Genomic DNA, 23,508 nt, shown 5'->3' on the forward strand with positions numbered 1-23,508 from the left:
GATCCCTTATCTAGTTCGATTTTACTGGAACTGCTCGCGGGCGAATTCCGGTAAAGTTTCTTCGGTGAATCCGTAGAAGGTGTAGCCGTCGGGCGTCTCAATGAACATCACATATCTTTCGTAAGAGTTAGTCGCTCCGGCTTCCAGCAACTCTTCGATTTGATCTGTGGAAGTGACTTCAATCAGTTCACCATCAAGCTCATCAGGTGTTCTTACCCTTTGATAAGCGACTTCATCTATTTCCATCATAAAATCTGCACCTTCATTTAATCTTACCAACTGCACCGAATCAATATTTTCAGGGGTTAGTAGTGCATCAGCGTAGCCATTTTCCTCAAGCCAGCTAATGGTTTCAGTAAAATCGTCAGTCAAATAATAAGAGATTGGATAATCAAACTTTGTCTCAAAATAAAGTTCGCCTAAGTTGGAATTCATATAGAAATTCATCAGATAAGCAGACGGTTGCTGTTCGAGATCACGTTTAATCGCAGCAATCAATTCTTCAATCTCTGCAAGGTCTGCGATTCTGGACTCACTACCTGCTAACGGGCTGTATATATTGACAAAATTGATATCGTCAAGATTTACCGTGTAAATCGGATCGTACGTTTCTTTAAAAGACTGGTTATTTCTTAAAGCTTCAGATGCTTCTGAGAAAAACTGATCATTCACCGTATATTCCCGACTGATGGTTCTGCCATCAGTAAGCTCGTAGTTAAAGATAACAGAATTCCAATTTTCAAATCGATTATAACTTGTATCGATTAATTGCTCGTGGAGTTCTGTAACCAACTGAATCGCTTCAGGATCTGTAAGTTTGCCTACCTCATCAATCGGCATGTAACTATTTGTGTTATAGACTGTTACAGCCTCAACATCATTTGGTTCGGGTACGGCATTTTCATAAAATCCTGCCACAAAGTTAACCGGGATGATCAGAAGCGTGACGGCAATAGCGTATGCTACAAACCCCTTCCATGGCCACGATAATCTTAAGGTTTTTTGGAGGATCATTTGCAGGAAAGTATAGGCGATGAACGCACCCAATACATAACCAACAACTGTCCAGATAAAGCTGCCCTGCTGGATTTCTGTAAAATAGAAGCCTGCAAGCAGCATCGCAAACAATGTTAATCCGTAAAGGAACAGTGACCTGAAAAACGGAAAGACAATCGTCTGGTCTGTTGCTTCAGAAGGACGTTTGCTGTAAGCGATATATGTGATCGCGATCAATACCGATGCAATCGCTGTATAAACTAGATATTCAATTAGACTTAAAGGGTCGTTGTACAAGTCAATTAATCTGCCAAAGAAAATACCGTTTGTCAAAAGTTGTTCTGTATACGTGTTGAGCGCAAGACCCGTCACATAGTATTGAAGGTTCACCAGGACCAGCAGAATTAATAGGGCGGGCACGACAATCACAATGTAAGTGAGTGCGCCATGAATAAGCCCATTTCCAACGAATATTCCCACTGCCATGGTGATGATGAACATAAAAAGCACAATAAGTGATGATAAGCCCATCCACTTCACAATCTCAAAGAAAGTGAAGAACTTTTGATCCAGGAAAATCCGCAAAATGCTTAGTAAAACCCCGGTCAGCAAAATAGGAGCCAGTAAAGTTAAAGCGCCTGCTGTATAAGTGTTCGTGAGGATCACCTGACGCGTAAATGGCAGACTGTGCATAAAATCCGTTGCCGATTTTTTTGTTGTAAAGTTCAGCAGAATGATGCCGAGCAACACAGGAAAGAAGCAGAATGCAATTAACTGGAATGGATAAGAAAATTCAAAAACAGGGTTAAGTTCACTTCTGTAATAGAACCAGTCAGTATTAGTGTAAGGCTGCATAGTCAATTCGCGTACAAGAATACTCAGCGGCAGCATAATAATCAGGGCCAGTGAAAAGAAAACACCAATCCAGGTAACAGAGCGTGCCTGCTGACGAAACAACCCTTTATTCAACGATAAGATTCCGGATTTCATAGCCGACACCTCCAAGCTCATAAATAAAGATTTCTTCAAGCGTTAATGGCAATAAATCAAAGATTGCAGGATTAAATGATTTTACATATGGAAGAATCTGATCCTCGTTGCCTTTTACAATAATCAGGAGAACGCTTCCACGCTTTTCGTAGTGAAGAACGTCCATTCCTTTAAGGAATTCCTCTTTTTCCGGCAGCACTTTAAACGCAACCTGAAGCTTGTGAATATCTGTTTTCAATTCATCAAGATCCCGTTCAAACAGTAGTCCGCCGTTATGCATGATCCCCACGTAATCACAGAAATCCTCCATTTCACGAAGGTTATGAGATGAAACAATCAGGGTCATCTTGCGGTCCGCAACATCCTGCAGAATTACATTTTTCATTTGCTGGCGCACGACCGGATCAAGTCCATCAAACGGTTCATCCAGAATCAGAACATCCGGCATCGTCGATAAAGTCAGAATGAATGCTGCCTGACGCTGCATCCCTTTAGACATACGAGTCAGCTTTTTATCCGGGTTCATCCGGAAATGTTTAGTCAACTGCTCAAAACGTTTTTCGTTCCAGCGGGTATATACTTCCTTGTAAAAGCTGCCCATATCATTCAATGATGACTGATGTAAAAAGTGCGGCTGATCCGGAATGAACAGGACATGCTGTTTTGTATCAGGTTTTTCAAAAACAGGCTTCTCAGCAATCGTGATGGAGCCGTTATCCTGTTTATAAATACCGGCCATCATTTTCAGCAGCGTTGTTTTGCCGGCACCATTTGACCCGAGCAGACCATAAATAGAGCCTTTTTTTACGTGCAGCGTCAGGTTCTGGACCGCCTGAAGGTCTTCAAACGTTTTATTAACGGCCGTCGCCTGAATCATTGCGCATCCTCCCTTTCCGCTACTTCAATCTGTTTAATCAAGTCAATCAGATCTTCCTTCGAACCACCCAAAAATAAGAACTCACTGACGATTTTTTCAAGGTCCTGTCTCAACATCTCCAATCTCTCCTTATTCGCATCATTCTGAAATGGCGCCACAAAGCTACCCTTACCAGGAACGGAATAAATGTACCCCTCACGCTCAAGCTCACGATAGGCTTTCTGGATCGTATTCGGATTAATTGTCAGCTCCTGTGCCAGATTCCTGACCGACGGCAGCTGCTCATCCTGCGACAACACATCCCGGATCATCAAGGTCTTCAGCTGATCCATCAACTGCTCATAAATCGGAACCCGGCTTCGCGTATCCAACGTAAACATCCGCACCCTCCTCCAATATTTAGTGTACTATCTGTATTATCTATTGTAATACGGTTAATACGGTAGGTCAATACAGTTTATGGATTTTATTGTGAAAAAATTCATGGAGGGTGGGTTTGTGAGGTCAGGCGTGGAGTTCGTGAGGTTGAGGGGGAGTTTTGTGAGGTTAGTGTGAGAGTTCGTCAGTTTGGAAGGTGAATTCGTGAGGTCAAAAAATTTTTCGTGAGTTCAGTATCATTTGACCTATGCTCCAACATCGCTAAAGTGTTGCCGGGATATCGATAATAAGTGCCGCCAAATTTTCTAAAGGCAACTAAATCATTATTAATAAACGCTCGCCTTGCTGTATCCGCCGACTCAATCCTGAGAAAATCCCGGCCCTCCTGATTGGTCAACTGACTTTTCATAAACGTCAAATACACAAAAAGAGATTCACAAACCGTTTCTGGAGCAGAGAGGTTGCAGTGAATACACCGGAACCGCTTGGCAATCCAGTGCTGAGACAGCTTTTCACAAGCAGGACACCAGATGCCTGGGTGTATATCTTCCTTCTGGATTTTAAAGTGGTCTAACGTACTGAAAATTTCTTCTGGAAGGAGAGATTTTTGGATTTGTTTTATGACCTTTGGAATGTCAGATTTGGGATCAGTATTTTGCTTTAGAAGATCTCTCAATTTCATCTGTAGTCGTTCGCTCCTAATCACGTTTTTCGGAAGATTAGAATCATCACCAACAGATTCAAGAAAAACATCGTGGTGAGAAAACACAATTAGTGTGTAAATAGGCAGCGTGACTCCCCATTTTGAAAAGAGATCCTGCAATCCTTCACGGTGTCGTTCTGCTTGAAGTACAGGATGAAGATAGGCTTTGATGGTGCCGTCAGGATAAATGCGGTACATTTGCTCGTTGCGGAGGTCCAGCCGGATGTGACCTTTCATGTGTTTAGTCTCAATGATGAGGGCAAAGGACGGGGTAAGCAGAAGGTGATCCATTTGCATTCTAGCGTTTTCAAATGGAAGTAGGAGGTTTTCTCCGAGGTGAATGTCATCTTGATTTAGGGATTGAATGAGTCTCGTTACTTTTTTCTCGCCAAATTCTCCAGCTTTCAGGAGTGAAGCTTCTTCGAGAAGCTCGAGTCTGGCTGGATGATGAATTGGAAGATGCCTTGCCAGAATTTCATAGGCGCTGGCGCGAAGGGAGGGGGTTCGTTTGTGGAAAATCAAAAAAGATCAGCTCCATTTCTATTTGGTTTACATTATTATACACTTTGAGGATTTTGATATATAGGTCTAATGATACTGAACTGACAAACTTTTTTAGGAACTCACGAATCAGGCCCGCGAACTCACGAAAGTGTTGTGCAACCTCACAAACTTCACCGCGAACCTCACAAACTCCCCGCCGAACCTCACAACCCCCATTTTGTCCAACCCCTCTTCCTAAAAATCCCCTGCACACCGCAATCGTGCTAAAATACTTTTAATAAATGAAAGCAGGTGACTTGATGAGGGAGCAGATTGAGAAGGCTGAGCAGTCGGTGAGGGAGAAGCAGGCGGAGGAGCAGCGGCATCACTGGTATCCACGGTTTCATGTGGCGCCGCGGGCTTATTGGATGAATGATCCGAATGGGTTTTCGTTTTTTAAGGGTGAGTATCATTTGTTTTATCAGCATCATCCGTTTTCTCCGGAGTGGGGTCCGATGTACTGGGGGCATGTGAAGAGTCGGGATCTGGTGCGTTGGGAGCACCTGCCGATTGCGCTTGCGCCGAGTGAGGATTTTGATAAGGATGGCTGTTTTTCAGGGAGTGCGATTGAGAAGGATGGCAAGCTGCTGGCGATTTATACGGGGAATGTGTGGACGGGACCGGATCATGATACGGACCTGAAGCAGGTACAGGCTGTGGCGGAAAGTGAAGACGGCATTTATTTTACGAAATGGGAGGAGCCTGTGATCAGTGAGGCGCCGGATGGTGATGTACACCCGTTTCATTTCCGGGATCCGAAGGTGTGGCAGCATGAAGATCAGTATTATTGTGTGCTTGGTTCGAGAACGAAGGATCATGTGGGGCAGGTGCTGCTGTATCGCTCGGCAAACCTGAAAGAGTGGGAATTTGTTGCGGTTTCAGCAAATAAGAAAGAGAATGGCGGTTATATGTGGGAGTGTCCGGATTTCTTCCATTTGGGGGAACATGATGTGCTGGTCATGTCTCCACAGGGTGTGAAGCCGGAGGGGGACAGGTTTCATAACCTGCATCAGGCGGTTTACGTTCTCGGGAAGCTGAATTACGAGACAGGTGCATTTGACCACGGTGACTTTGAGATGCTGGATGCAGGCTTTGATTTTTATGCGCCGCAAACACTTGAGGATCCTGAAGGCCGCAGAATTCTGATTGGCTGGATGGACATGTGGGAGAGTGAGATGCCGACGCAGAAAATCGGGTTCAGCGGGGCGATGACGATTCCGCGTTTACTTGTGCCGAACGGTAATCGATTGCTCGTTCAGCCGTTGCCGGAGCTTGCCGAGTTGAGAAAAGAGGCTGTCCTCGTTGAACAGACCACATTTACAGGTAAACAAACGTTTGATTATGTCAGTGGCACGTGTCTTGAAATGAAGGTGGAGGCGGATGTTGCCTCAACGGATGCTTTACATATTAATATGCGCTGTGGCGAAAGAGAAAAAACTGTTCTGTCATGGACGCGATCTGATTCAAAGCTGACGCTTGACCGCTCTGAATCTGGTGAAGGAGTAATCGGTGTTCGAACAACAGCTATTGAAACAGTAAATAATCGTTTAAAGCTGCACATCTTTTTGGATCAGTCATCAGTTGAAGTGTTTGCTAATGATGGAGAGCGCGTGATGACGGCACGTATTTATCCAAAAGAGGATTCAGACGGTATTGAGTTTGTGGCAGAAGGAAAAGTGACGCTCCGTATCGAAAAGTGGGATTTGAGTCCTGCGTTTACTTTTTAAGTGAGAGGAGTAGAAAAATGCTTTCAATTGATCCATTAAAGCAGTCAGAGCGTGATAATTATAAATTATTAACGGGTGGTATTATCCCGCGGCCGATTGCGTTTGTAACGACTATGTCTGAAACAGGCGTGATCAATGCAGCGCCATTCAGTTATTTCAACATCGTCACTGCGGATCCGCCGATGGTTTCGGTTTCAGTGCAGCGAAAAGCAGGCGTTCGCAAGGATACTGCGCTTCATGCAGCTGCGAAAAATGAGTTTGTTGTTCATATTGTAGATGATGAAAATGTAGAAAAAGTGAATCTGACAGCAGCTAATCTGCCAGTTGATGAAAGTGAAGTGGAGCTGGCAGGACTGACAACGATTCAAAGTGAGGTCATCAGCGTTCCAGGGTTAAAAGAAGCAAAAATCCGGATGGAATGCGAATTGGAACAGATTGTTGAGCTTGGCGGAAAAGAAGGGACCCCATCAGCAGACCTGTTGATCGGCAGAATTGTCCGCTTTCACATTGCGGAAGAGCTTTATCATCAGGGTAGAATTGATGCAGAAAAGCTTGGCGCAGTAAGCCGGCTGGCTGGAAGTAACTACGCAAAGTTAGGGGAAATGTTTTCGCTGGACCGCCCGAAATAAAGGAAGTCTGGTGAATTTGGTCAATGCTGCTTGGCACCGAATATATAAGAAAGCCTGATTCGAAAATTGGATCGGGCTTTTTTTGGTATTTAAAAGTAAAATGAACTTTACATTTTGTAAAGTTCATTTTACAATATGGATATAAATGACTGGAGGAGATTGGATGGCAATCCGGAATCGGGTAAAGGAGCTGCGGGCACGGGACGGTTTAACCCAGGGAGATCTGGCTGAGCGGATTGGTGTAACGAGGCAGACGATTGTTTCGCTGGAGAAGGGAAGCTACACACCGTCATTGCTGTTGGCCCTTAATTTAGCGGAAGTGTTCAAAGAGTCTGTGGAATCGATTTTCTTTAAGGAGGAGATGGGGGAATGAAGAAGGTTGTGATTGAAACAACGGTGAGTCTTGTCTTTTATGTGCTGCTGGCAATTGCGCTGGCTACCACCGTGAATGGATTCTATGAAATGCAGCAGCTTTACGCGCAAATGGAAGAAGTCACTTTTGAAGAAGGAGAGACCTATCTTTTAGGAAACGAATTTGTGATTGATATCCTGAGGCTGGAAACAACATTTACGGTTTATGGAGGTACGGAGTCAGAACCTGAAAATGTTTTGTACACTTTCAGCATGCTGCCGTGGGGCATTCTCATTCTATTCAGTATCCCCTGGATGATTTATTCATACAAAACGCGTAACCGGGCTTTGGGGTTCAGTATGTTTGCATCAAGTATGACTGAATTTGCTGATTCGGACGAAAGGGAGACACTGATCACAAATGCTGCAACAAGAAAAGCATACCAGTCATGTGGTTATTCTGCACCGATCCTTGCTACTGTGCTTGTGGTTTATCCTTTGTTTTATGATTATATCCCTGCGCTGCCTGTATTTCTGATTCTTGGCGTACTTGCGATCGCAACCTCTGTTTACGGAATCGTATGGGTGAGGGAATATCGAAAGTAAAAGGATGAATCCGGAGAATCAGCCTAATTAAAAAAGAACCCAGAAACTCTATGGAGGAAACCATAATGAAATTAGAAAGAATAACAAATCAGTCAAAGGATTTTGAAGCCGCTCTGGACCTGTTTTGGGGAACATGGGGTTCGGAAGATAACCGGACGTTTTACGGAGATTGTATGAGAAATGCTTCTGGTGATGATGTTCCTCGTTTTTATGTTATGAAGGATGATGAAAAATTGATCGGTATGGTTGCGCTTCTTCGTAACGAGCTTGTTAGCAGGCAGGATCTGACGCCGTGGCTTGCCTGCCTGGTTGTGGATCCGGATTATCGTGGACAGGGGATCGGATTTAAGATGATGGAGGAAATGTGCAGAGAGGCTGCTTCCCTTGGATATGAATATGTCCATTTAAGCACGGATCTGGAAGGCTATTATGAAAAGGCAGGGTGGACTTATTTTGAAGAGTGTTATGGACTTGGCGGTGGCAAAACAAAAGTATACCGCAGTCCGCGCCTGAATGGATGATGTGAAAAAGCATGTAACGATAATCGAGGCATAAAAAGGGAAGAGGAAACGCTATTGCGATTTTCTATTCCCTTTTTAATATGGTATTAAAGACATATTTACGTGCGGAATCTCAATTTTCGTTGTGCTAAATAAATAAAAACATATATTTAATTAAATAGGAAAATTAGTACAAATGTCTTGACTTTGACATGGTTTTTACGATAAATTAATAAATCGTTACCAAAAAATTCTTCTATTTTGTTTCTTTTATACTCTTTGTGGTATATAGTTCCTAAGGAGGTGGAGACAGCATGATCATTTTGGATAAACAAATTATTTCTCCCATACTGATTCAATCTACAATTGAAAACGAAGTCCCTATTTTTTATAACGGTGATAAGCGTGAATTGCATCTGCCTTTGCAAACCAAGCTTTTAACTAATTCAGAATCTTGTCTTGCATGGCTTGAAACAATGAACTTTGACCATCCACATATCGCCGCTTCGCGGATTGTGAAGAATAAAGCGACCTTTAGGAGTCTCATCACACCGTTAACAAAGGATTATTTCTTTCAATTGGTCAAGCTGAATGAGCTGTCAGAGATTAATGCAGCGGACCTCCCTTTTCCGGTGGTGATTAAGCCGAATAAAGGATATTCCAGTGTTGGTGTATATATTGTGCACGAGCGACAGGACTGGGAGAAAACGATTCAGTCATTACACAAGGAGCTTCTTGTGACACGTGGCGTGTACCATGATTCATTGGTTAATAGTGAAGAGATTATTATTGAGCAGTATATTGATGGGCAGGAGTATGCCATTGACTGTTATATCAATCATGATGGAAAACCAGTGATCTTGAACATTTTGAAAAGAATGTTTATCAATAAAGAAGACACATCTGATCGGATTTACTATACATCCAGTGCCATTTTAAAAGAGGTGAAGGATGAGATTTTGAAATTTTTATATGAGTTGAATGAAGTTTTTCAGGTGAGGGATTATCCCTTTCATCTTGAGGTAAGAATATCTGAAAATGGCATTATACCAATTGAATTAAATCCGCTTCGCTTTGCAGGTGCAGGGACAACGGATATCAGTCATTATGCTTTTGATATCAGAGGGGATGAATCTTACTTTCTCGACTATGAGCCCGATTGGGACATGATTGTGAATAGGGATGACTCTTTTATATACAGCTTCTTTTGTGCAGAGATTCCTGAGGACATGCGCAGAGAGAATGTGAAAACGATTGATCACGAAAAATTAAAGAATGAATTTCATCATTTGATCGAATACAGAGAAATCAAGTCATCCAGCGATCGATTGTTTGCCATCATCTTTTTCAAAGTGAAATCGTCTGATCAACTGACACGGTTGCTGAATCTGGATTTAACACGCTATATCGACGTACATCCACTAAAGGAGGAGATCAAATGAAAACAGGAAAACTGAATCCTAGGAAGTCATTAAGATCACAGTTGTTTTTATTCTTTGTTATTCCATTTGTTTTAATGGGTATTTTGGTATTTGGATTTGTTCAATATTTAACAGGTTATATTATTGAAGATCATGTATTACCGCAATTTGAGCAGCTTCTGCAAATTAACGGAGAAGAGCTTGCTACGACCATTGATGAATCACTGGTAACAGGAACTGTAAACGGTGATGCTTCGGCTGCACAAGGACTTGTTCAGTTTCTGGATGAGTTCATGGAGGGCAAGGAAGGCATGGAATATGCTTATGTTTTGAGCAGAGTGAACGGCACGGACTCTATTGTTGGACTGAATGGGATGGAAGAGACATTGGTTGAATCTCCATTTACTGCTGATCAGGCGGCTGCACTTGATGAAGGGCGGACAGTGTCTACTGAAATTTATGTTGATCAGTGGGGTAGCCATAAATCTTACTTCATTCCGCTTGAAAATACTGATGCGATTATCGGAGTTGATATGAGCACGCAGTTTATCGCTGATCTTCAGCAACAGATCTTGACGTTTCTGATCGTGTTCCTCGCGATTGCTGTTGTAACAGGTTCTGTGCTCGCTTATACGTTTGGCCGCAGATTGATTAAACCAATTGATGTGCTCGTCGGCTCAGTGAATAAAATTGCAAAAGGAGATCTGACAGAGAAGGTTTCCCTGAATCGAAAAGACGAGCTTGGACATCTTGCCCGTAACTTTGAAGAAATGCGTTTGAGTTTGATCGAAATCATTAAAAACGTTAAGTCAAATTCAAGTCAGGTAAATGACACGAGTCTTTATCTGGTCAAAGCATTTGATGAATTAGGTGAAGCATCTTCTCAGATTGCAGTTGGAACCGGTGAAGAAGCGAAGGCGTCTGAAAGCAGATCGACGCACATTGAAACGATCGCTCAAGGATTTACAGCCATGACCTCGAAAATTCAAAATGTCAACGACCAGACAAAGCAGATTGAACAGCTGACAAAAAATACAGGTGAAGTTGCTGAAAAAGGATCGGTTCAAATTCGTGAAATTTCAGATCAGATTACACGTATCCATAAAAACGGAGATGTCAGTCATGAGCGGATTTCCCTTTTAGGTAAGAAAATCGATCATATTAATGATGATATTAAGCTCATCAAAGCAGTAGCTGATCAGACAAATCTGCTCTCACTTAATGCTTCCATTGAGGCAGCAAGAGCTGGCGATGCAGGTAAAGGATTCTCCGTTGTAGCCCAGGAGGTTCAAAAGCTTTCTAGTCAGACGGAAAACACAGTTACAACGATCACTTCAACATTAAAAGAAATCACCGATCAGTGTGAATTGATGATGCAATCCAACAAGCAGGACCTTGCTGAAATTGAAAATGGTGTAGCCATGATCCGTGACAGCGGGGCGTTATTCAATCAGATTTTTGAATACGTCAATGCATTGTCGGAGCAGGTCGATCAAATCGTCGATAACATTGAAGATGTAACGAATACATCCAATCAGTCGGTTGAGTCGATTCATGAAGTGGCTGCTATTTCTGAAGAAGGCGTGGCAACCGTACAGCAGATTTCAGCATCTTCTCAGCAGCAATACGCTACGATCAACATTCTGAAAGACAAGAATATGGAGCTTCAGGAGATGGCAGATTCATTGAATCAGCTAGTTGACCGATTCGCGGTAAACTAAACGTTTATATAAAATGCATGTAATCACCGAAAAACCCTTCTCATGTGAAGGGTTTTTTCTCATTTACGGAGAAATGATAGACAAAGGATAGAATGAAGGGATGGGTTGATACATGGTACAAATTAAACATTCTCTCATTTCGGAAGAGGCGGTAAAAGGTTTTGCTCATGCTTACGATCTGGGGGGCATAACGGATTGTCGTTTTCTGGCCAGAGGCTTGAATGACACGTATGTGATTCATACAAAAGATGATCAGTATATATACCGGATCTATCGACATGGCTGGCGTGATGATGATGCGATTCTTTATGAATTGGATGCTATTTTATATGCAGCAAAAGAAGGGATTAAATCATCTGTTCCGGTAAAACGGAAAGATGGAGAGTTTCTGACGCCGATTGAGGCACCTGAAGGAAGACGTTATGGCGTCATGTTTACGTATTCTAAAGGTGATCGGCCCGAGATTACTGAAGAGAACAGCGGCAGAATTGGCCGTGCACTTGCGAATCTGCATCATGCGACGGATAAATTCAAAACGAAACATCCAAGAGGTTATGAATTAAATACAGCTCACTTAGTTAAGGTACCCGCATCGATTATCATGAAGCAGCTTGGGGATAAAATGTCAGAGGAACAGGAAACACTGCTGTATGAAGTAGTCAGTAAAGTAAAGGATAAAGCTGAGAATCCGGGGTTGTCCTACGGATTTTGCCACGGTGATTTTCATAATTTTAATTTCCATTTATATGATGGAGAACTGGAAGCCTTTGATTATGATTGCTGTGGACTTGGTTTCAGGGCTTATGATCTGGCTGTTTTCTGGTGGAACCTGAAGAATAATTATCCTCAGCAGGAGAAAACATGCTGGCGATCTTTTCTGCATGGATATGAAAGCATCCGTCCCTTAAAAGATGAGGATAAGGAGGCACTTCCTTATTTTGTGGCTGCACGGAGAATCTGGTTTTTAGGGATTTTGGCAGCAAATGAAGATGTGTGGGGACGTGCGTGGATGAATAACCAGAACCTGAATCACTTTTTTGGACAGCTGGCGTCGGATGTGAAGGGGTTTGGAGGGAAGTAGATTGTGTTGAAAAAAACGGGCTGGGGGCATCCTTTCCGTTGTCCAGCTTCGGCGACTAGCCCCTCGAGGTCATAAGTCAAAGCTGAACCAGGGCAAAGGTCAGCCCTCTTTTCATCTTCGCCTTATGCTTGTCGGGGCTGGACGAGTCGACTCCGCTTTTCCTGATGTCTAGCTCCGGCGTGCAGGGACTAGCAAACTTCCCGTCCCCTCGTCCGATAAGTCAACATCAGCTCACTGCGTTCGCTGTGTTTCCTTTATCTCCGTCGGGGCCAGTCCAGTTTGTACGTCCCTAAACGCCCGCCTCCGCTTTTCTGTGGCCGCGCGGTGAGCCAACTTGCGCTTCGCGCTACGTTGTCTCACCTGTCGCTCCTCTGCCGTAGGAGTCTACGGATGCCCCCAGCCCTTTGATCTCTCCGTTCATCAAAGGAGCATGATGAACTGGGACATTTCTTTGAAATCAAAAGATTGTCAGTCAAAATCATGAAGTGCTTCTGCTTTCGCAGGGGGTTTTTTATGAGGGTTTTTAAATGAACGGATAGAGTTGTTGAATAAGTGTGTAACGTTGTGTAATAGCCTTAATGAGTTGTTTAATAATCTAAAAAAGTTGTCAAATAAAGCTGGAAAGTTGTCAAATCCCCATTCTAATCATGAAGAAACCAAAAGCCTCTGACTCAACGAATCAGAGGCTTTTGTATGTTACCGGTTATTAAATTCTTCTTTAATACCCCTCAGTAATTCAGGCTCGGTCAGAAGGCGGAAGGCTGTTAGGGCAAGTGATTTGGCACCAATTAAAAGCCCTTCATCACCGGCTTTTGATTTAGCCGCTTCGCGAAATTCTTCTGTATGAAGAACTAATTCTTCGGGACCGATTTTCACATATGGGTGGATGGTCGGCACGACATGGCTGATATTGCCGGCGTCTGTTGAACCGATTCCGCCGTGTACTTTTTCAGGGAAGCTGCCGCCAAGTGATTCATATGCTTTTTTGTAGACTTCATCAAAAGAAGGCGTAGGGATCAGGTTATCCACCTGGTTTTGAAATTCCAGAATGTTTACCTTTGTTCCTGTTGCCAGGGCAGCACCTTGAGCAATCGCTCTGACTTTCTCAGTGACGTGATTTAAGGTAGCTCGTTCTGCAGCCCTGATATAAAAGCGGGCTTTTGCATAAGCAGGAATGATATTTGGCGCGTCCCCGCCGTGCGTAATAATGCCGTGAATACGGACGTCGCTCGTGACATGCTGCCTTAATGAATTAATGCCGTTGAACAATTGAATGACTCCTTCAAGTGCATTGGCCCCATCATGTGGGGAAGAGGCTGCATGGGCAGGCTTCCCAATGAATTCAAAGTCGAGCGGGTCGACAGCCAGGCTCGTCGTTGTTAGGCCGTTTCTGTAAGATGGATGAATCATCATCGCAGCATCAATGCCGTCCAGGTAACCGTGCTGAACAAAGCTGCCTTTTGCGCTTCCGTTTGGTCCGCCTTCTTCAGCAGGGGTGCCAAGCACGACAACCGTACCGCCAGTTTCATGAATGACACTGCCTATACTGATGGCTGCTGCTACACTGGCGGTTCCGATAATGTTGTGGCCGCATGCATGCCCTAACCCAGGGAGTGCATCGTATTCTGCCAAAAAGGCGATGACCGGTCCCGGTTTATCACTTTTCTTGTAGGCGTAAAAGGCTGTTTCGTGACCGGCGATATTCTTTTCAACGTTAAATCCGGCTGATATTAAATGGCTGGTCAGTAAATCCTGCGCAAAATATTCCTCATTCCCGATTTCAGGGCGAGCATGAATCTGATGGCTGGTTGATAAATACTGTTCTTTTCTTTCGTCAATGTGCTCAAGGATCTCCTGTTCAAAATAAGTGACAAGGCTCATGGTTGACCTCCTTAATAATTCGTTAATTCATCTAATGACACAAATGTTGGAATCATTCCACCGTCATATTCCTCTTCGATAAACTGTGCGACATCCTCTTCCTGATACAGCTCACCGATTCTCTGGTACACTTCATTATCCTGATCTTCCGTACGGCTAGCGATGATGTTGATGTATGGTGTTGCTGTATCACTTTCACGGAAAATAGAATCGTCAACCGGGCTGAAGCCTGCGTCTACTGCAATACCGTTATTGATGATCGATGCATCCACATCAGGGAGTACACGTGGAGTCTGCCCGGCAACAATCGGTTCAATCGTGATGTTTTTCGGATTTTCAGTAATGTCCTCCGGTGTTCCGGTTAATCCAGCATCATCGCTTAATTCGATGAGTCCTGCTTCTTCAAGTAAAAGCAGTGCACGGCCCAGGTTTGTTGCTTCATTTGGAACCGCGATCGTTGCACCTTCTGGAAGTTCATCCACTGATGACACTTTTTCTGAATATAGTGCCATTGGTGCGATGACAGTGGAAGCGATTGGCGCAAGGTCCAGATTACGGTCCTCAATAAATTCATCGAAATAAGAAATCGTCTGGAATGCATTCAAATCAATATCGCCTTCTGCAAGCGCAACGTTAGGCTGAACGTAATCAGAAAAGCTGACGATTTCAATGTCAATATCCTCTTCAGCTGCCTTTTCCGCAACGAAATCCCAAATTCGCGTGTCAGATCCGCTCACCCCGATCGTAACGGTTTCACTGTCTCCACCACATGCGGCAAGTAATGCTGTAGTTGATGCGATTAATACGGTTCCGATTGTTTTCTTCATGATAAATCCTCCATTTAGCTTCTTCTGATTTTTTTCGATACGATATTTCCTGTTGTTTGAAGTCCCTGAACCATGACGACCAGAATTCCGACTGTGATCAGCATAACGGCTGTATCAAAACGCTGATAACCGTAAGTGATTGCAAGATCTCCAAGACCGCCGCCTCCAACGGCTCCAGCCATGGCTGATGCACCGACCAGTCCGACTGTTGCAATGGTTAAAGCAAGGACAAGTGAGCTTAATGCTTCCGGGATCAGGAATTTGAAAATGATTTGGCCCGGTGTTGCACCCATTGCTTCTGCAGCTTCGATGACACCTTTATCAACTTCTAAAAGAGAGTTTTCGATAAGCCGCGCGATGTAAGGACCAGCGTAAAAAACAAGTGGTACAACAGCAGCTGCTGTCCCGATTGAACTTCCTACAATCAGTCTTGTAATCGGTATAATGGCAACCATCAGGATGATAAACGGAATCGAGCGAAAGACGTTAATCACGCCGTTTAAAACGTTAAAAACAGCTGTATTCTCAAGTAAATGTCCTTTTCTCGTCACGACAAGCAGAATCCCTAGCGGAAATCCGATCAGTGAGGAGAAGAGGAGGGAAAAGCCGACCATGGCCAGTGTTTCCCAAAGTGCTTCAATGATTTGATCTGTATTAACCAGCATGTCGGGTCACATCCTTTACATACACATTTTCCTGTTGGATATAATGCAGTGCTTTTTGAATATCAGACTGCTGTCCATCGAATTCTACAATCAGATTGCCGTACGGGATGTCCTGCAGTTCGGTAATGTTTCCGTAAAGTACATTGACATCCAGATTGAACTTCCGTGAAAGTCTCGAAAGAAGGGGGGATCCGGCGGAATGCCCTGTGTACTGGATCCGGTAAACGTTCTTGAAGCTCTTCTTTTCAAGCTCCCTGACAATACTTTCAGGTAACTGATCATTCATGACGGAACGTACAAACCGTTTTGTTGTAGGGTGCTGCGGGTTCGTGAAGACTTCAAAAACAGTCCCTTTTTCTTTAATGATTCCTTCCTCGATGACTGCAACTTTATCGCATATCTCCCGAATGACAGTCATCTCATGCGTGATGATCAAAATCGTGATGTTGTACGCTTTATTGATTTTTTTCAGCAGGTCCAGAATCGACTGGGTCGTCTGCGGATCAAGCGCTGAAGTCGCTTCATCACATAACAGGATGGAAGGGTTGGTGGCAAGGGCCCGGGCGATACCGACACGCTGCTTTTGCCCACCGGATAACTGGTCAGGATATTGATCTGCCTTATCTCCGAGACCGACAAAGTCCAGCAGCTCTGTTACTCTGTTCCGGATTTTATCTTTCGGCTCCCGGCTGAGCAGCAGGGGAGTCGCGACATTCTGAAAAACAGTTTTAGAGTTCAATAGGTTAAAATGCTGAAAGATCATCCCGATGTCTTTTCTAATCGTTCTGATTTCCTGTTTGGAGCGGCTGTTTAAATCCTGTCCATGAATCAGGACTTTTCCTTCTGTTGGTTGTTCAAGCCAGTTCACACAGCGTATAAGTGAACTTTTTCCTGCACCGCTGAAGCCGATGACGCCATAGATTTCACCCGTCTCCACGGTCAAATCGATCCCTTTCAGTGCATGAACAGCCTCTTGGCCTTCACCGTATGTTTTTTTAACGTTTTCAAATTGAATCATCAGGATCCTCCTCTAAATATATGTTTTCAGGGCTGTTTAATCGGATTAAAGTTAAAAATATTATCCTGCTTTATTCAGGAAGAAACAGAAAAAAGCCTCTTCCTGCAAAACAAGAAGAGGCTGCTTATCGCAAACACTCTTCTCATCTGTCAGGCAAATCGCCTGCTGGAGTTGGCACGGTGCTTATTAATAAGTCCGCTGCCGAGGTATCATAGGGCCAGTCCCTCCACCTCTCTGGATAAGAAGAAATCGTTCTATTCAAATGTTGTCACTTACTTTACTATGCTGAAATAAGATTGTCAACCCTGTATTTCAGAAAAAACGGGCGGGGACCATCCTCCGCTTTCCGTGGCCGGGCGGTGAACCCGCCTGAGCTTCGCCCAGTCGGTTTCACCTGTCCCTTTCCGCCACAGGAGTCTACGGATGGTCCCAGCCCTTTGATATCTTCGTTGATCAACGGAACATGATGAGCTAGGACATTTTTAAAAATCAACAGATTGGTAGTCAAAATCATGAAAAGCCCCTGCTTTCGCAGGAGTTTTTTGATGGGTGTTGTTTAATAAGCTGGAAGAGTTTTAACTCAATTGTGAATGTTTTAGCAGTTCTCTTAACTATTACACTTTTTAATACGGATTTTAATTAATCAAAAAGAGGGAAGGATTTCCCCGGAGACTCCTACGGCGGAGGAGGGACAGGTGAAACCGTTGTGCGTAGCACAAGGGGTTCACCGCCCGGCCGTGGAAAGCGAAGGGGAAATCCTTCCCGGTTTTCATTTGCACAAATATCTATAAATCACTTCTTCAACAACAAATAAACAAAATAAGGTGCACCAATAATCGCGACGACTATGCCTGCAGGGACGCCGGTTGGGTCGATGAGGTTTCGGCCGATTGTGTCTGCGGTGAGCAGAAGCCAGCCGCCAATGAGCATGGCGATTGGGATAAAGAGCTGGTTACGCGGGCCGACCAGTGACTTTGCGATATGTGGTGCCATCAGACCGATGAAGGCAATACCACCGGATACGGATACGGCTGCAGCGGCAAGGGCTACGGCAGTCAGCATGAGGATGATTCGTTCTCTGTTTACTTTTACGCCGACACCGATTGCCACTGGCTCACTCATGTTTAAGATATTCAGCCGCTGTGCGTTATATAAGATAAATGGCACGAGAATGACGAGCCAGGGGAGAAGAGCCCAGACGAATGGCCAGCTTGTTCCCCATACATTTCCTGCAAGCCACTGCGCGATGAAGTCGACTTTGTCGCGATCTGTAGAAGAGATCAGGACGACCATCAATCCTGACAGTGCCGCTGAAAAACCGACGCCAATCAGGATCAGGCGAATTGGCTGCAGTCCACTATCCCGCTCATAGGCGAAAAGATAAATTAATATTGCGGTAATCAATGCTCCTGCAAAAGCTACTGCCGGAATGACGTAGGTGAAGGCCCCCGTTTCGATTGGAACAAAAAGAAAGAACACGGCAACGGCAGCGCCGGCGCCGGAGTTGATTCCGATGATACCAGGATCAGCCAGATCATTTCGGGTGATGCTTTGTAAGACAGAGCCTGATACAGCCAAAGCCATTCCTGCTAAAAGAGTGACCAGCATGCGCGGGAGTCTCAGTTCAAATAACACGAATTCATCTACGAACTCTCCCTGCCCAAGGATTGTCGGGATGATGCGATCATAGGAAACGGAAGAAGCACCGAATCCAATGCTCACGATCATGATGATAAGTACGAGCAGTGAAAAAGCAATCATAAAAATACGTTGTTTTCTAATAACAGATGGATGGATCATGCTGACATATTCACTCCTTTACGTACGACGTATAAGAAGAATGGGAGTCCGAGCACGGATACGATCGCTGCAACCGGTGTTTCGAAAGGCGCATTCAGCAGTCTTCCTGCGGTATCAGCAAACAGCATAAAGGTACCTCCAACAAGTACACACATTGGCAGAATGTAACGGTAATCTGTTCCGACAATCGAGCGCACAATGTGTGGAACGAGAAGGCCTGCAAACGCTAAGTTTCCGGCAAGAGCAACCGCTGAACCGGCAAGAATAACCGTCAGTACAAAAAATACCGCTTTGACCTGGCCGATTCTTGAGCCGAGCCCTACCGCTACTTCCTCACTTAAGCTCAGGATGGTCAGCTGTTTCGAGAAGAGGATAGCGGCTAAAATACCACCTGCTGTAATGGGAATCAGCAGATTCAGCTGGCTCCAGGTCGTTCCGATCAGTCCGCCTGCTGTCCATTGTGCAACGTTTTGTGATAAACGGAAGGTCAGTGCAATACCTTCTGCAATTGCGAAAAGAAAAGCGGAAACGGCTGCGCCCGCCAGCACGACACGAATAGGTGAAAAGCCGCCTCTTCGCAATGAAGCAATCCCGAACACAAGTCCCGCACCGACGGCAGCCCCGATGAAGCTTGCGGCGATAATGCCCATATAATTGATGCCCGGAATGAACGCAAAGGCAACAGCAAGGGCAGCATTGGCACCTGCTGTCAGACCTAAAAGTCCAGGGTCGGCAAGCGGATTTCTTGTCATTCCCTGCATGATGGCACCTGATACGGCAAGTCCTGCACCTACAACGATGGCTGCGACTTCACGTGGGAAGCGGATCTCAATCAGTACGAGGGAGGTCGAGCTGCGATCCCCTGTGAATATAGCACGGAAAACGTCTTTCAATGATGTATCGGCCGCACCAAACGTGATGGCGACCAGAAACATCGCAATCAGGACAAGAAATGCCCCGATAAATTTAATGGTTAACGCACGTTCTTTATTCATCATCTTCACTCATTTCACACAAAAAAGGCTGTAGAGGGCTACAGCCTTTTGGAATTTATTCGTTACCAAGGAAATTTTCTTTAAAGAATTCAAGCTGAATTTCCAGTGTGATTGGATCATTAAAATAGAATTCCTCAGCGTTTGCGACAAACATATTTCCGTTTTTAACCGCAGGAATATTTTTAAACGTTTCAGTTTCCATAAACGAATTGTCCTGATCTGCGACGCGGCTGACGATTAAGTAGTCGCCTGCATATTCAGGAAGAACTTCAGCTGAAAGGGTGTAGTAACCTGGCTCAAGTGCGACTTCCTTTACTTTTTCAGGCATTTTCAGCCCCATTTCCTGATAAAGAATTTCTGTTCCGCGCGCCCAGTTGTCGCCGAATACGTAAAGCTGTTTATCGAAGTTCTCGATGACGCTGACGGTTGCGTCCTCACCGATTTTTGCTTTGATTTCTTCTCCGGCTTCCTGTGCACGTGCCTGGAAGTCTTCAACCCATTCTGTTGCTTCTTCTTCCTTGTTCAGAAGCTTTCCAATTTCAATCTGCTGCTCAAGGTAATCAAGGGCACCGTAAGTATAAGTGACAGTAGGTGCAATTTCCTGAAGCTGTTCAAGGTTTGGCGTTGTAGAAAGACCGATTATCAGGTCAGGATCAAGCTCGATGATCTGCTCAAGGTTATCTGCTGTCACTTCCTGTGCATCTTCAAGGTCGTAGTTTGGACTTCCTTTCGAATAGGAGTCAACACCTACAATATCGTCATCAAGTGCGAGCACATTCCCTGCGTATGTTGAGAGAACAACGATACGTTCAGGGTCTGCCGGCACTTCAACAGGGCCGTTTTCTGATTCATAAGTGATGGTTTCAGGTTCTGTAGAAGCATTGTCAGCAGCTGCGTCAGTGGAAGAAGTTTCAGCGTTTGAATTGCAGGCTGCAAGAACGAGAGCGGCTAAGAGAGAAACGGGTAATAAAGATTTTTTCATGATGTGGTTAAGCTCCTTTTACTAAGTTGTATGATAAACACATAGGTTTATTAGTGAGTGGATCGCGTCCAATCGTTGCATCAATATTGAAGACTGTACGGAGAATTTCCGGCTGGATGATTTCTTCCCCGGAGCCTGCTTTTACAATTTCCCCGCTTTTTAAAGCGATAAGATAATCGGCAAAACGCGCTGCCTGATTCAGGTCATGAAGTACCATGACAATTGTGCGGCCCTGTTCCTGATTCAGCCTTTGCAATAATTCGAGCACTTCAAGCTGATGGGCCATGTCGAGATAGGTAGTAGGTTCATCTAAAAAGATAATATCCGTTTCCTGTGCAAGTGCCATGGCTATCCATACACGCTGTCGCTGGCCACCCGATAAAGCATCGACAGGACGGTGCTTATAGTCAATCGTATCCGTCACTTCAAGTGCCCAGTCGATGACCTCAATATCCCGTTTTGTCAGGCGACCCAAACCTTTTTGATGAGGAAACCTTCCATAGGAAACAAGTTCACCGGCTGTCAGACCGGCTGCACTTTCCGGTGTCTGGGGGAGAATGGCCATTTTTTTTGCCAGTGCTTTTGTGCTTTCTTTTGAAATCGGCTTTCCATCCAGCACAACTGAACCGGACTGGTGGGAGATAATACGGGTGACCGCTTTAAGTAATGTAGACTTTCCGCAGCCGTTCGCTCCGATAATGGTCGTGATTTTCTGATCGGGGATTTTTATACTAAGGTTTTTGACAATCGGCTGATCGCCATAACCAATTGAAATATCTTCTGTATACAAACGTACCATAGGAGAGCCTCCAAATGTATTTTCACTATGTTGATAATGATTCTCACTATCAGCAATTCTTACTATAAGCCGCTAAATTTGAATTGTCAACACAATTCAGATTGCTTTTGTGCTACAATACGCTTATGATGTAAATGAGAATGAGAATCAATCGCTTATGTATCAACGGTTCACGGATGATTTGAGGAACAACAATCGGGAGTGAAAATAATGCGCGATGAATTATACGATGTAACGATTATTGGTGGAGGCCCCGCAGGTCTATATTCCGCTTTTTACAGCGGTCTGCGCGGAATGAAAACGAAAATCTTAGAATATCAGCCGCATTTAGGCGGAAAAGTGAATGTATATCCTGAAAAAATGATCTGGGACGCAGGGGGTATGCCACCGGTCACAGGTGCCAAAATGGCAGAGCAGATGATCGAACAGGGACTGACTTTCAACCCATCTGTTTTTTTGAATGAGAAAGTGGAAACTATCAGGAAAAATGAAGATGGGCATTTTGAGGTGACTGCAGCCAGTGGTAACGTCCACCTATCCAAAACAGTGATTGTGGCAGTAGGAAGTGGAATCCTCAATCCTCAAAAGCTTCAAATTGAGGGAGCCGAGCGTTTTGAAGTCACAAACCTTCACTACACAGTTCAATCGCTGAAAAAGTTTAAGGACAAGACCGTTTTAATCTCAGGTGGAGGAAACACTGCTATTGACTGGGCAAATGAACTCGAGCCGATCGCAAAAAAAGTGTATATCACACACCGCAGCTGTAACTTTAAGGGTCATGAATCACAAATCGGGCAGCTGTTGCAAAGTACAGCTGTATGTCTGCTGAACACGCAGATTACAAAGCTTCAGGCATCAGCTGCACACGATGCTATAGAGCAGGTTGAATTGACACATAGCATCACAAACGAAGTCAGCCATCTTGATGTGGATGATGTGATCATTAATCATGGTTATGAAATAGACGCATCACTGATCAAAAACAGCGAGCTGCCAATTGATATGGCTGATGATTATTTTATTAAAACAAATGCGGCCGGGGGATCAAACGTCCCAGGCATATATGCGGCAGGCGACATTGTCAAGCACGACGGCAAACTCAATCTGTTAATGGGTGCCTTTCATGACGCGGCCAATGCTGTTAATCAGGCAAAGCTTTATATCACACCTGATGCAGGAGCAGCGGCGATGGTTTCTTCGCACAATGACGTCTTTAAAGACCGAAACCGTGAACTAGTAAAAAAATTATAAAATGAAAAGCCGGGGCTGAGATCTCCAGGTTTTTCAAAACTCCCATGCCGAATGCGCTGCGCATTCGGCTTTTTTATTTTTGTATCATTGTCCGGATCATGAAAAGTAGAGGGGGGACGTTTGGTCAGCGTTGATTTGACCACCTTTTCGGAGTATTTAACCACTCTTTTAGGTTATTTAACCACTCTTGAGCAACGTTCGACCACTTTACGAAGTCATTTAACCACTCATCCTCACTTATTCACATGTGGATAAAAGAATACACTGTGTAATCCCGTGGATATGTGCACAAAGTCTGTGTATAACAGAGGTCTTATTAACGACCATTTAAAAGACCTGTATACAAATGCAAAATATTTCTTGAAAATGATATTCATTATCAATTATAATGACAAACAATGACATTGAAGGAGGAATCAATGATGTTTATTCAGTTAAAGACGATTCGTGTAACAGAGGGCCATGCAGAAAAAATGATTGAGCGTTTTGCGGGAGAAGGAATCATTGAGGAGCAGCCGGGATTTATTGATTTATCTGTTCTCAAACGAAAGCAGCGTCGTGGAGAAGAAGAGGTTCTGGTAATGATTCGCTGGCAATCGGAAGATGACTGGAAAGCGTGGGAAACGAGTGATGTGCATCTGGCTGGACATCGTGCCAGAAGAGGACAGCCTTCACCGGAATTTATTCTGGACAGTCGCCAGGATCTTTATGAAGTGATGGGATCGAAGCCTGCACGTGTTCCCTCAAAAAACGTATAAAAAGTACCG

General features: G+C 44.3%; 22 protein-coding genes and 1 riboswitch. Of the genes, 10 read left to right on the forward strand and 12 right to left on the reverse strand.

The annotated features are described in order from the left end of the window. Positions 1 to 21: 21 nt before the first annotated feature. From H7968_RS11375 to H7968_RS11390, 4 genes are all read right to left on the reverse strand, one after another. Positions 22 to 1,986 carry a DUF6449 domain-containing protein gene (locus tag H7968_RS11375; RefSeq protein ID WP_227396270.1) on the reverse strand — a complete coding sequence of 655 codons (1,965 nt, stop codon included), beginning with the start codon at positions 1,984 to 1,986 and terminating at the stop codon, positions 22 to 24. Then, on the reverse strand, positions 1,958 to 2,863 hold the full coding sequence (locus tag H7968_RS11380; protein ID WP_227396271.1) for an ABC transporter ATP-binding protein: 906 nt from the start codon (positions 2,861 to 2,863) through the stop codon (positions 1,958 to 1,960). The genes H7968_RS11375 and H7968_RS11380 overlap by 29 nt, the downstream gene beginning before the upstream one ends. Next, entirely contained in the window at positions 2,860 to 3,243 is a 384-nt protein-coding gene (locus H7968_RS11385; protein WP_134375726.1) for a GntR family transcriptional regulator, read from the reverse strand. The genes H7968_RS11380 and H7968_RS11385 overlap by 4 nt, the downstream gene beginning before the upstream one ends. A 182-nt stretch (positions 3,244 to 3,425) precedes the next feature. Continuing rightward, entirely contained in the window at positions 3,426 to 4,466 is a 1,041-nt protein-coding gene (locus H7968_RS11390) for a nuclease-related domain-containing protein (protein WP_227396272.1), read from the reverse strand. A gap of 281 nt (positions 4,467 to 4,747) precedes the next feature. On the opposite strand from H7968_RS11390, the gene H7968_RS11395 reads away from it, so the two are divergent. The 8 genes from H7968_RS11395 (at position 4,748) to H7968_RS11430 (ending at position 12,523) form a co-directional block, all read left to right on the forward strand. Next, positions 4,748 to 6,214 carry a glycoside hydrolase family 32 protein gene (locus tag H7968_RS11395; RefSeq protein ID WP_227396273.1) on the forward strand — a complete coding sequence of 489 codons (1,467 nt, stop codon included), beginning with the start codon at positions 4,748 to 4,750 and terminating at the stop codon, positions 6,212 to 6,214. 17 nt (positions 6,215 to 6,231) lie between these two features. Beyond that, a complete protein-coding gene (locus H7968_RS11400; RefSeq protein WP_227396274.1) occupies positions 6,232 to 6,843 on the forward strand; it encodes a flavin reductase family protein in 612 nt (203 codons plus the stop codon). Positions 6,844 to 7,006: 163 nt separating this feature from the next. After that, positions 7,007 to 7,216, forward strand: a complete 210-nt coding sequence (locus H7968_RS11405; RefSeq protein ID WP_227396275.1) for a helix-turn-helix transcriptional regulator — start codon at positions 7,007 to 7,009, stop codon at positions 7,214 to 7,216. Then, entirely contained in the window at positions 7,213 to 7,800 is a 588-nt protein-coding gene (locus H7968_RS11410; RefSeq protein ID WP_227396276.1) for a hypothetical protein, read from the forward strand. Before H7968_RS11405 ends, H7968_RS11410 begins: the two co-directional genes overlap by 4 nt. 65 nt (positions 7,801 to 7,865) lie before the next feature. Then, a complete protein-coding gene (locus H7968_RS11415) occupies positions 7,866 to 8,321 on the forward strand; it encodes a GNAT family N-acetyltransferase (protein ID WP_406566401.1) in 456 nt (151 codons plus the stop codon). 293 nt (positions 8,322 to 8,614) lie between these two features. After that, on the forward strand, positions 8,615 to 9,742 hold the full coding sequence (locus tag H7968_RS11420; protein WP_227396277.1) for an ATP-grasp domain-containing protein: 1,128 nt from the start codon (positions 8,615 to 8,617) through the stop codon (positions 9,740 to 9,742). Next, positions 9,739 to 11,442, forward strand: coding sequence for a methyl-accepting chemotaxis protein (locus tag H7968_RS11425; RefSeq protein WP_227396278.1), 1,704 nt, complete (start codon positions 9,739 to 9,741; stop codon positions 11,440 to 11,442). Before H7968_RS11420 ends, H7968_RS11425 begins: the two co-directional genes overlap by 4 nt. A gap of 112 nt (positions 11,443 to 11,554) precedes the next feature. Further along, a complete protein-coding gene (locus H7968_RS11430) occupies positions 11,555 to 12,523 on the forward strand; it encodes a phosphotransferase (protein ID WP_227396279.1) in 969 nt (322 codons plus the stop codon). A gap of 696 nt (positions 12,524 to 13,219) precedes the next feature. Here the strand turns inward: H7968_RS11430 and H7968_RS11435 are convergent. The 8 genes from H7968_RS11435 to H7968_RS11470 all read right to left on the reverse strand — a co-directional run bounded on the left by H7968_RS11435 (position 13,220) and on the right by H7968_RS11470 (position 21,490). Then, complete coding sequence (locus H7968_RS11435) at positions 13,220 to 14,404, reverse strand: M20 family metallopeptidase (protein WP_227396280.1); 1,185 nt, start codon at positions 14,402 to 14,404, stop codon at positions 13,220 to 13,222. An 11-nt stretch (positions 14,405 to 14,415) separates the two neighbouring features. Next, complete coding sequence (locus H7968_RS11440; RefSeq protein ID WP_227396281.1) at positions 14,416 to 15,231, reverse strand: MetQ/NlpA family ABC transporter substrate-binding protein; 816 nt, start codon at positions 15,229 to 15,231, stop codon at positions 14,416 to 14,418. A 14-nt stretch (positions 15,232 to 15,245) separates the two neighbouring features. Next, entirely contained in the window at positions 15,246 to 15,896 is a 651-nt protein-coding gene (locus tag H7968_RS11445; protein ID WP_227396282.1) for a methionine ABC transporter permease, read from the reverse strand. Beyond that, positions 15,886 to 16,914, reverse strand: a complete 1,029-nt coding sequence (locus H7968_RS11450) for a methionine ABC transporter ATP-binding protein (protein ID WP_227396283.1) — start codon at positions 16,912 to 16,914, stop codon at positions 15,886 to 15,888. The genes H7968_RS11445 and H7968_RS11450 overlap by 11 nt, the downstream gene beginning before the upstream one ends. Before the next feature lie 139 nt (positions 16,915 to 17,053). Then, positions 17,054 to 17,159, reverse strand: a riboswitch (SAM riboswitch). 547 nt (positions 17,160 to 17,706) lie between these two features. After that, a complete protein-coding gene (locus H7968_RS11455; RefSeq protein WP_227396284.1) occupies positions 17,707 to 18,714 on the reverse strand; it encodes a FecCD family ABC transporter permease in 1,008 nt (335 codons plus the stop codon). After that, positions 18,711 to 19,709, reverse strand: a complete 999-nt coding sequence (locus H7968_RS11460; protein ID WP_406566402.1) for a FecCD family ABC transporter permease — start codon at positions 19,707 to 19,709, stop codon at positions 18,711 to 18,713. Before H7968_RS11460 ends, H7968_RS11455 begins: the two co-directional genes overlap by 4 nt. A 55-nt stretch (positions 19,710 to 19,764) precedes the next feature. Then, positions 19,765 to 20,691 carry an iron-hydroxamate ABC transporter substrate-binding protein gene (locus tag H7968_RS11465; protein WP_227396286.1) on the reverse strand — a complete coding sequence of 309 codons (927 nt, stop codon included), beginning with the start codon at positions 20,689 to 20,691 and terminating at the stop codon, positions 19,765 to 19,767. A gap of 7 nt (positions 20,692 to 20,698) precedes the next feature. Beyond that, positions 20,699 to 21,490, reverse strand: coding sequence for an ABC transporter ATP-binding protein (locus H7968_RS11470; RefSeq protein ID WP_227396287.1), 792 nt, complete (start codon positions 21,488 to 21,490; stop codon positions 20,699 to 20,701). 210 nt (positions 21,491 to 21,700) lie between these two features. Between H7968_RS11470 and H7968_RS11475 the strand changes: the two genes are divergently transcribed. Both H7968_RS11475 and H7968_RS11480 read left to right on the forward strand, forming a co-directional pair. Beyond that, complete coding sequence (locus H7968_RS11475) at positions 21,701 to 22,741, forward strand: NAD(P)/FAD-dependent oxidoreductase (RefSeq protein ID WP_264476705.1); 1,041 nt, start codon at positions 21,701 to 21,703, stop codon at positions 22,739 to 22,741. A gap of 422 nt (positions 22,742 to 23,163) precedes the next feature. Beyond that, positions 23,164 to 23,499, forward strand: coding sequence for an antibiotic biosynthesis monooxygenase family protein (locus H7968_RS11480; protein ID WP_227396288.1), 336 nt, complete (start codon positions 23,164 to 23,166; stop codon positions 23,497 to 23,499). Positions 23,500 to 23,508 lie beyond the last annotated feature (9 nt).

This window comes from Jeotgalibacillus aurantiacus (genome assembly GCF_020595125.1).
In the GTDB taxonomy this organism is placed as follows: Bacteria; Bacillota; Bacilli; order Bacillales; family Jeotgalibacillaceae; genus Jeotgalibacillus; species Jeotgalibacillus aurantiacus.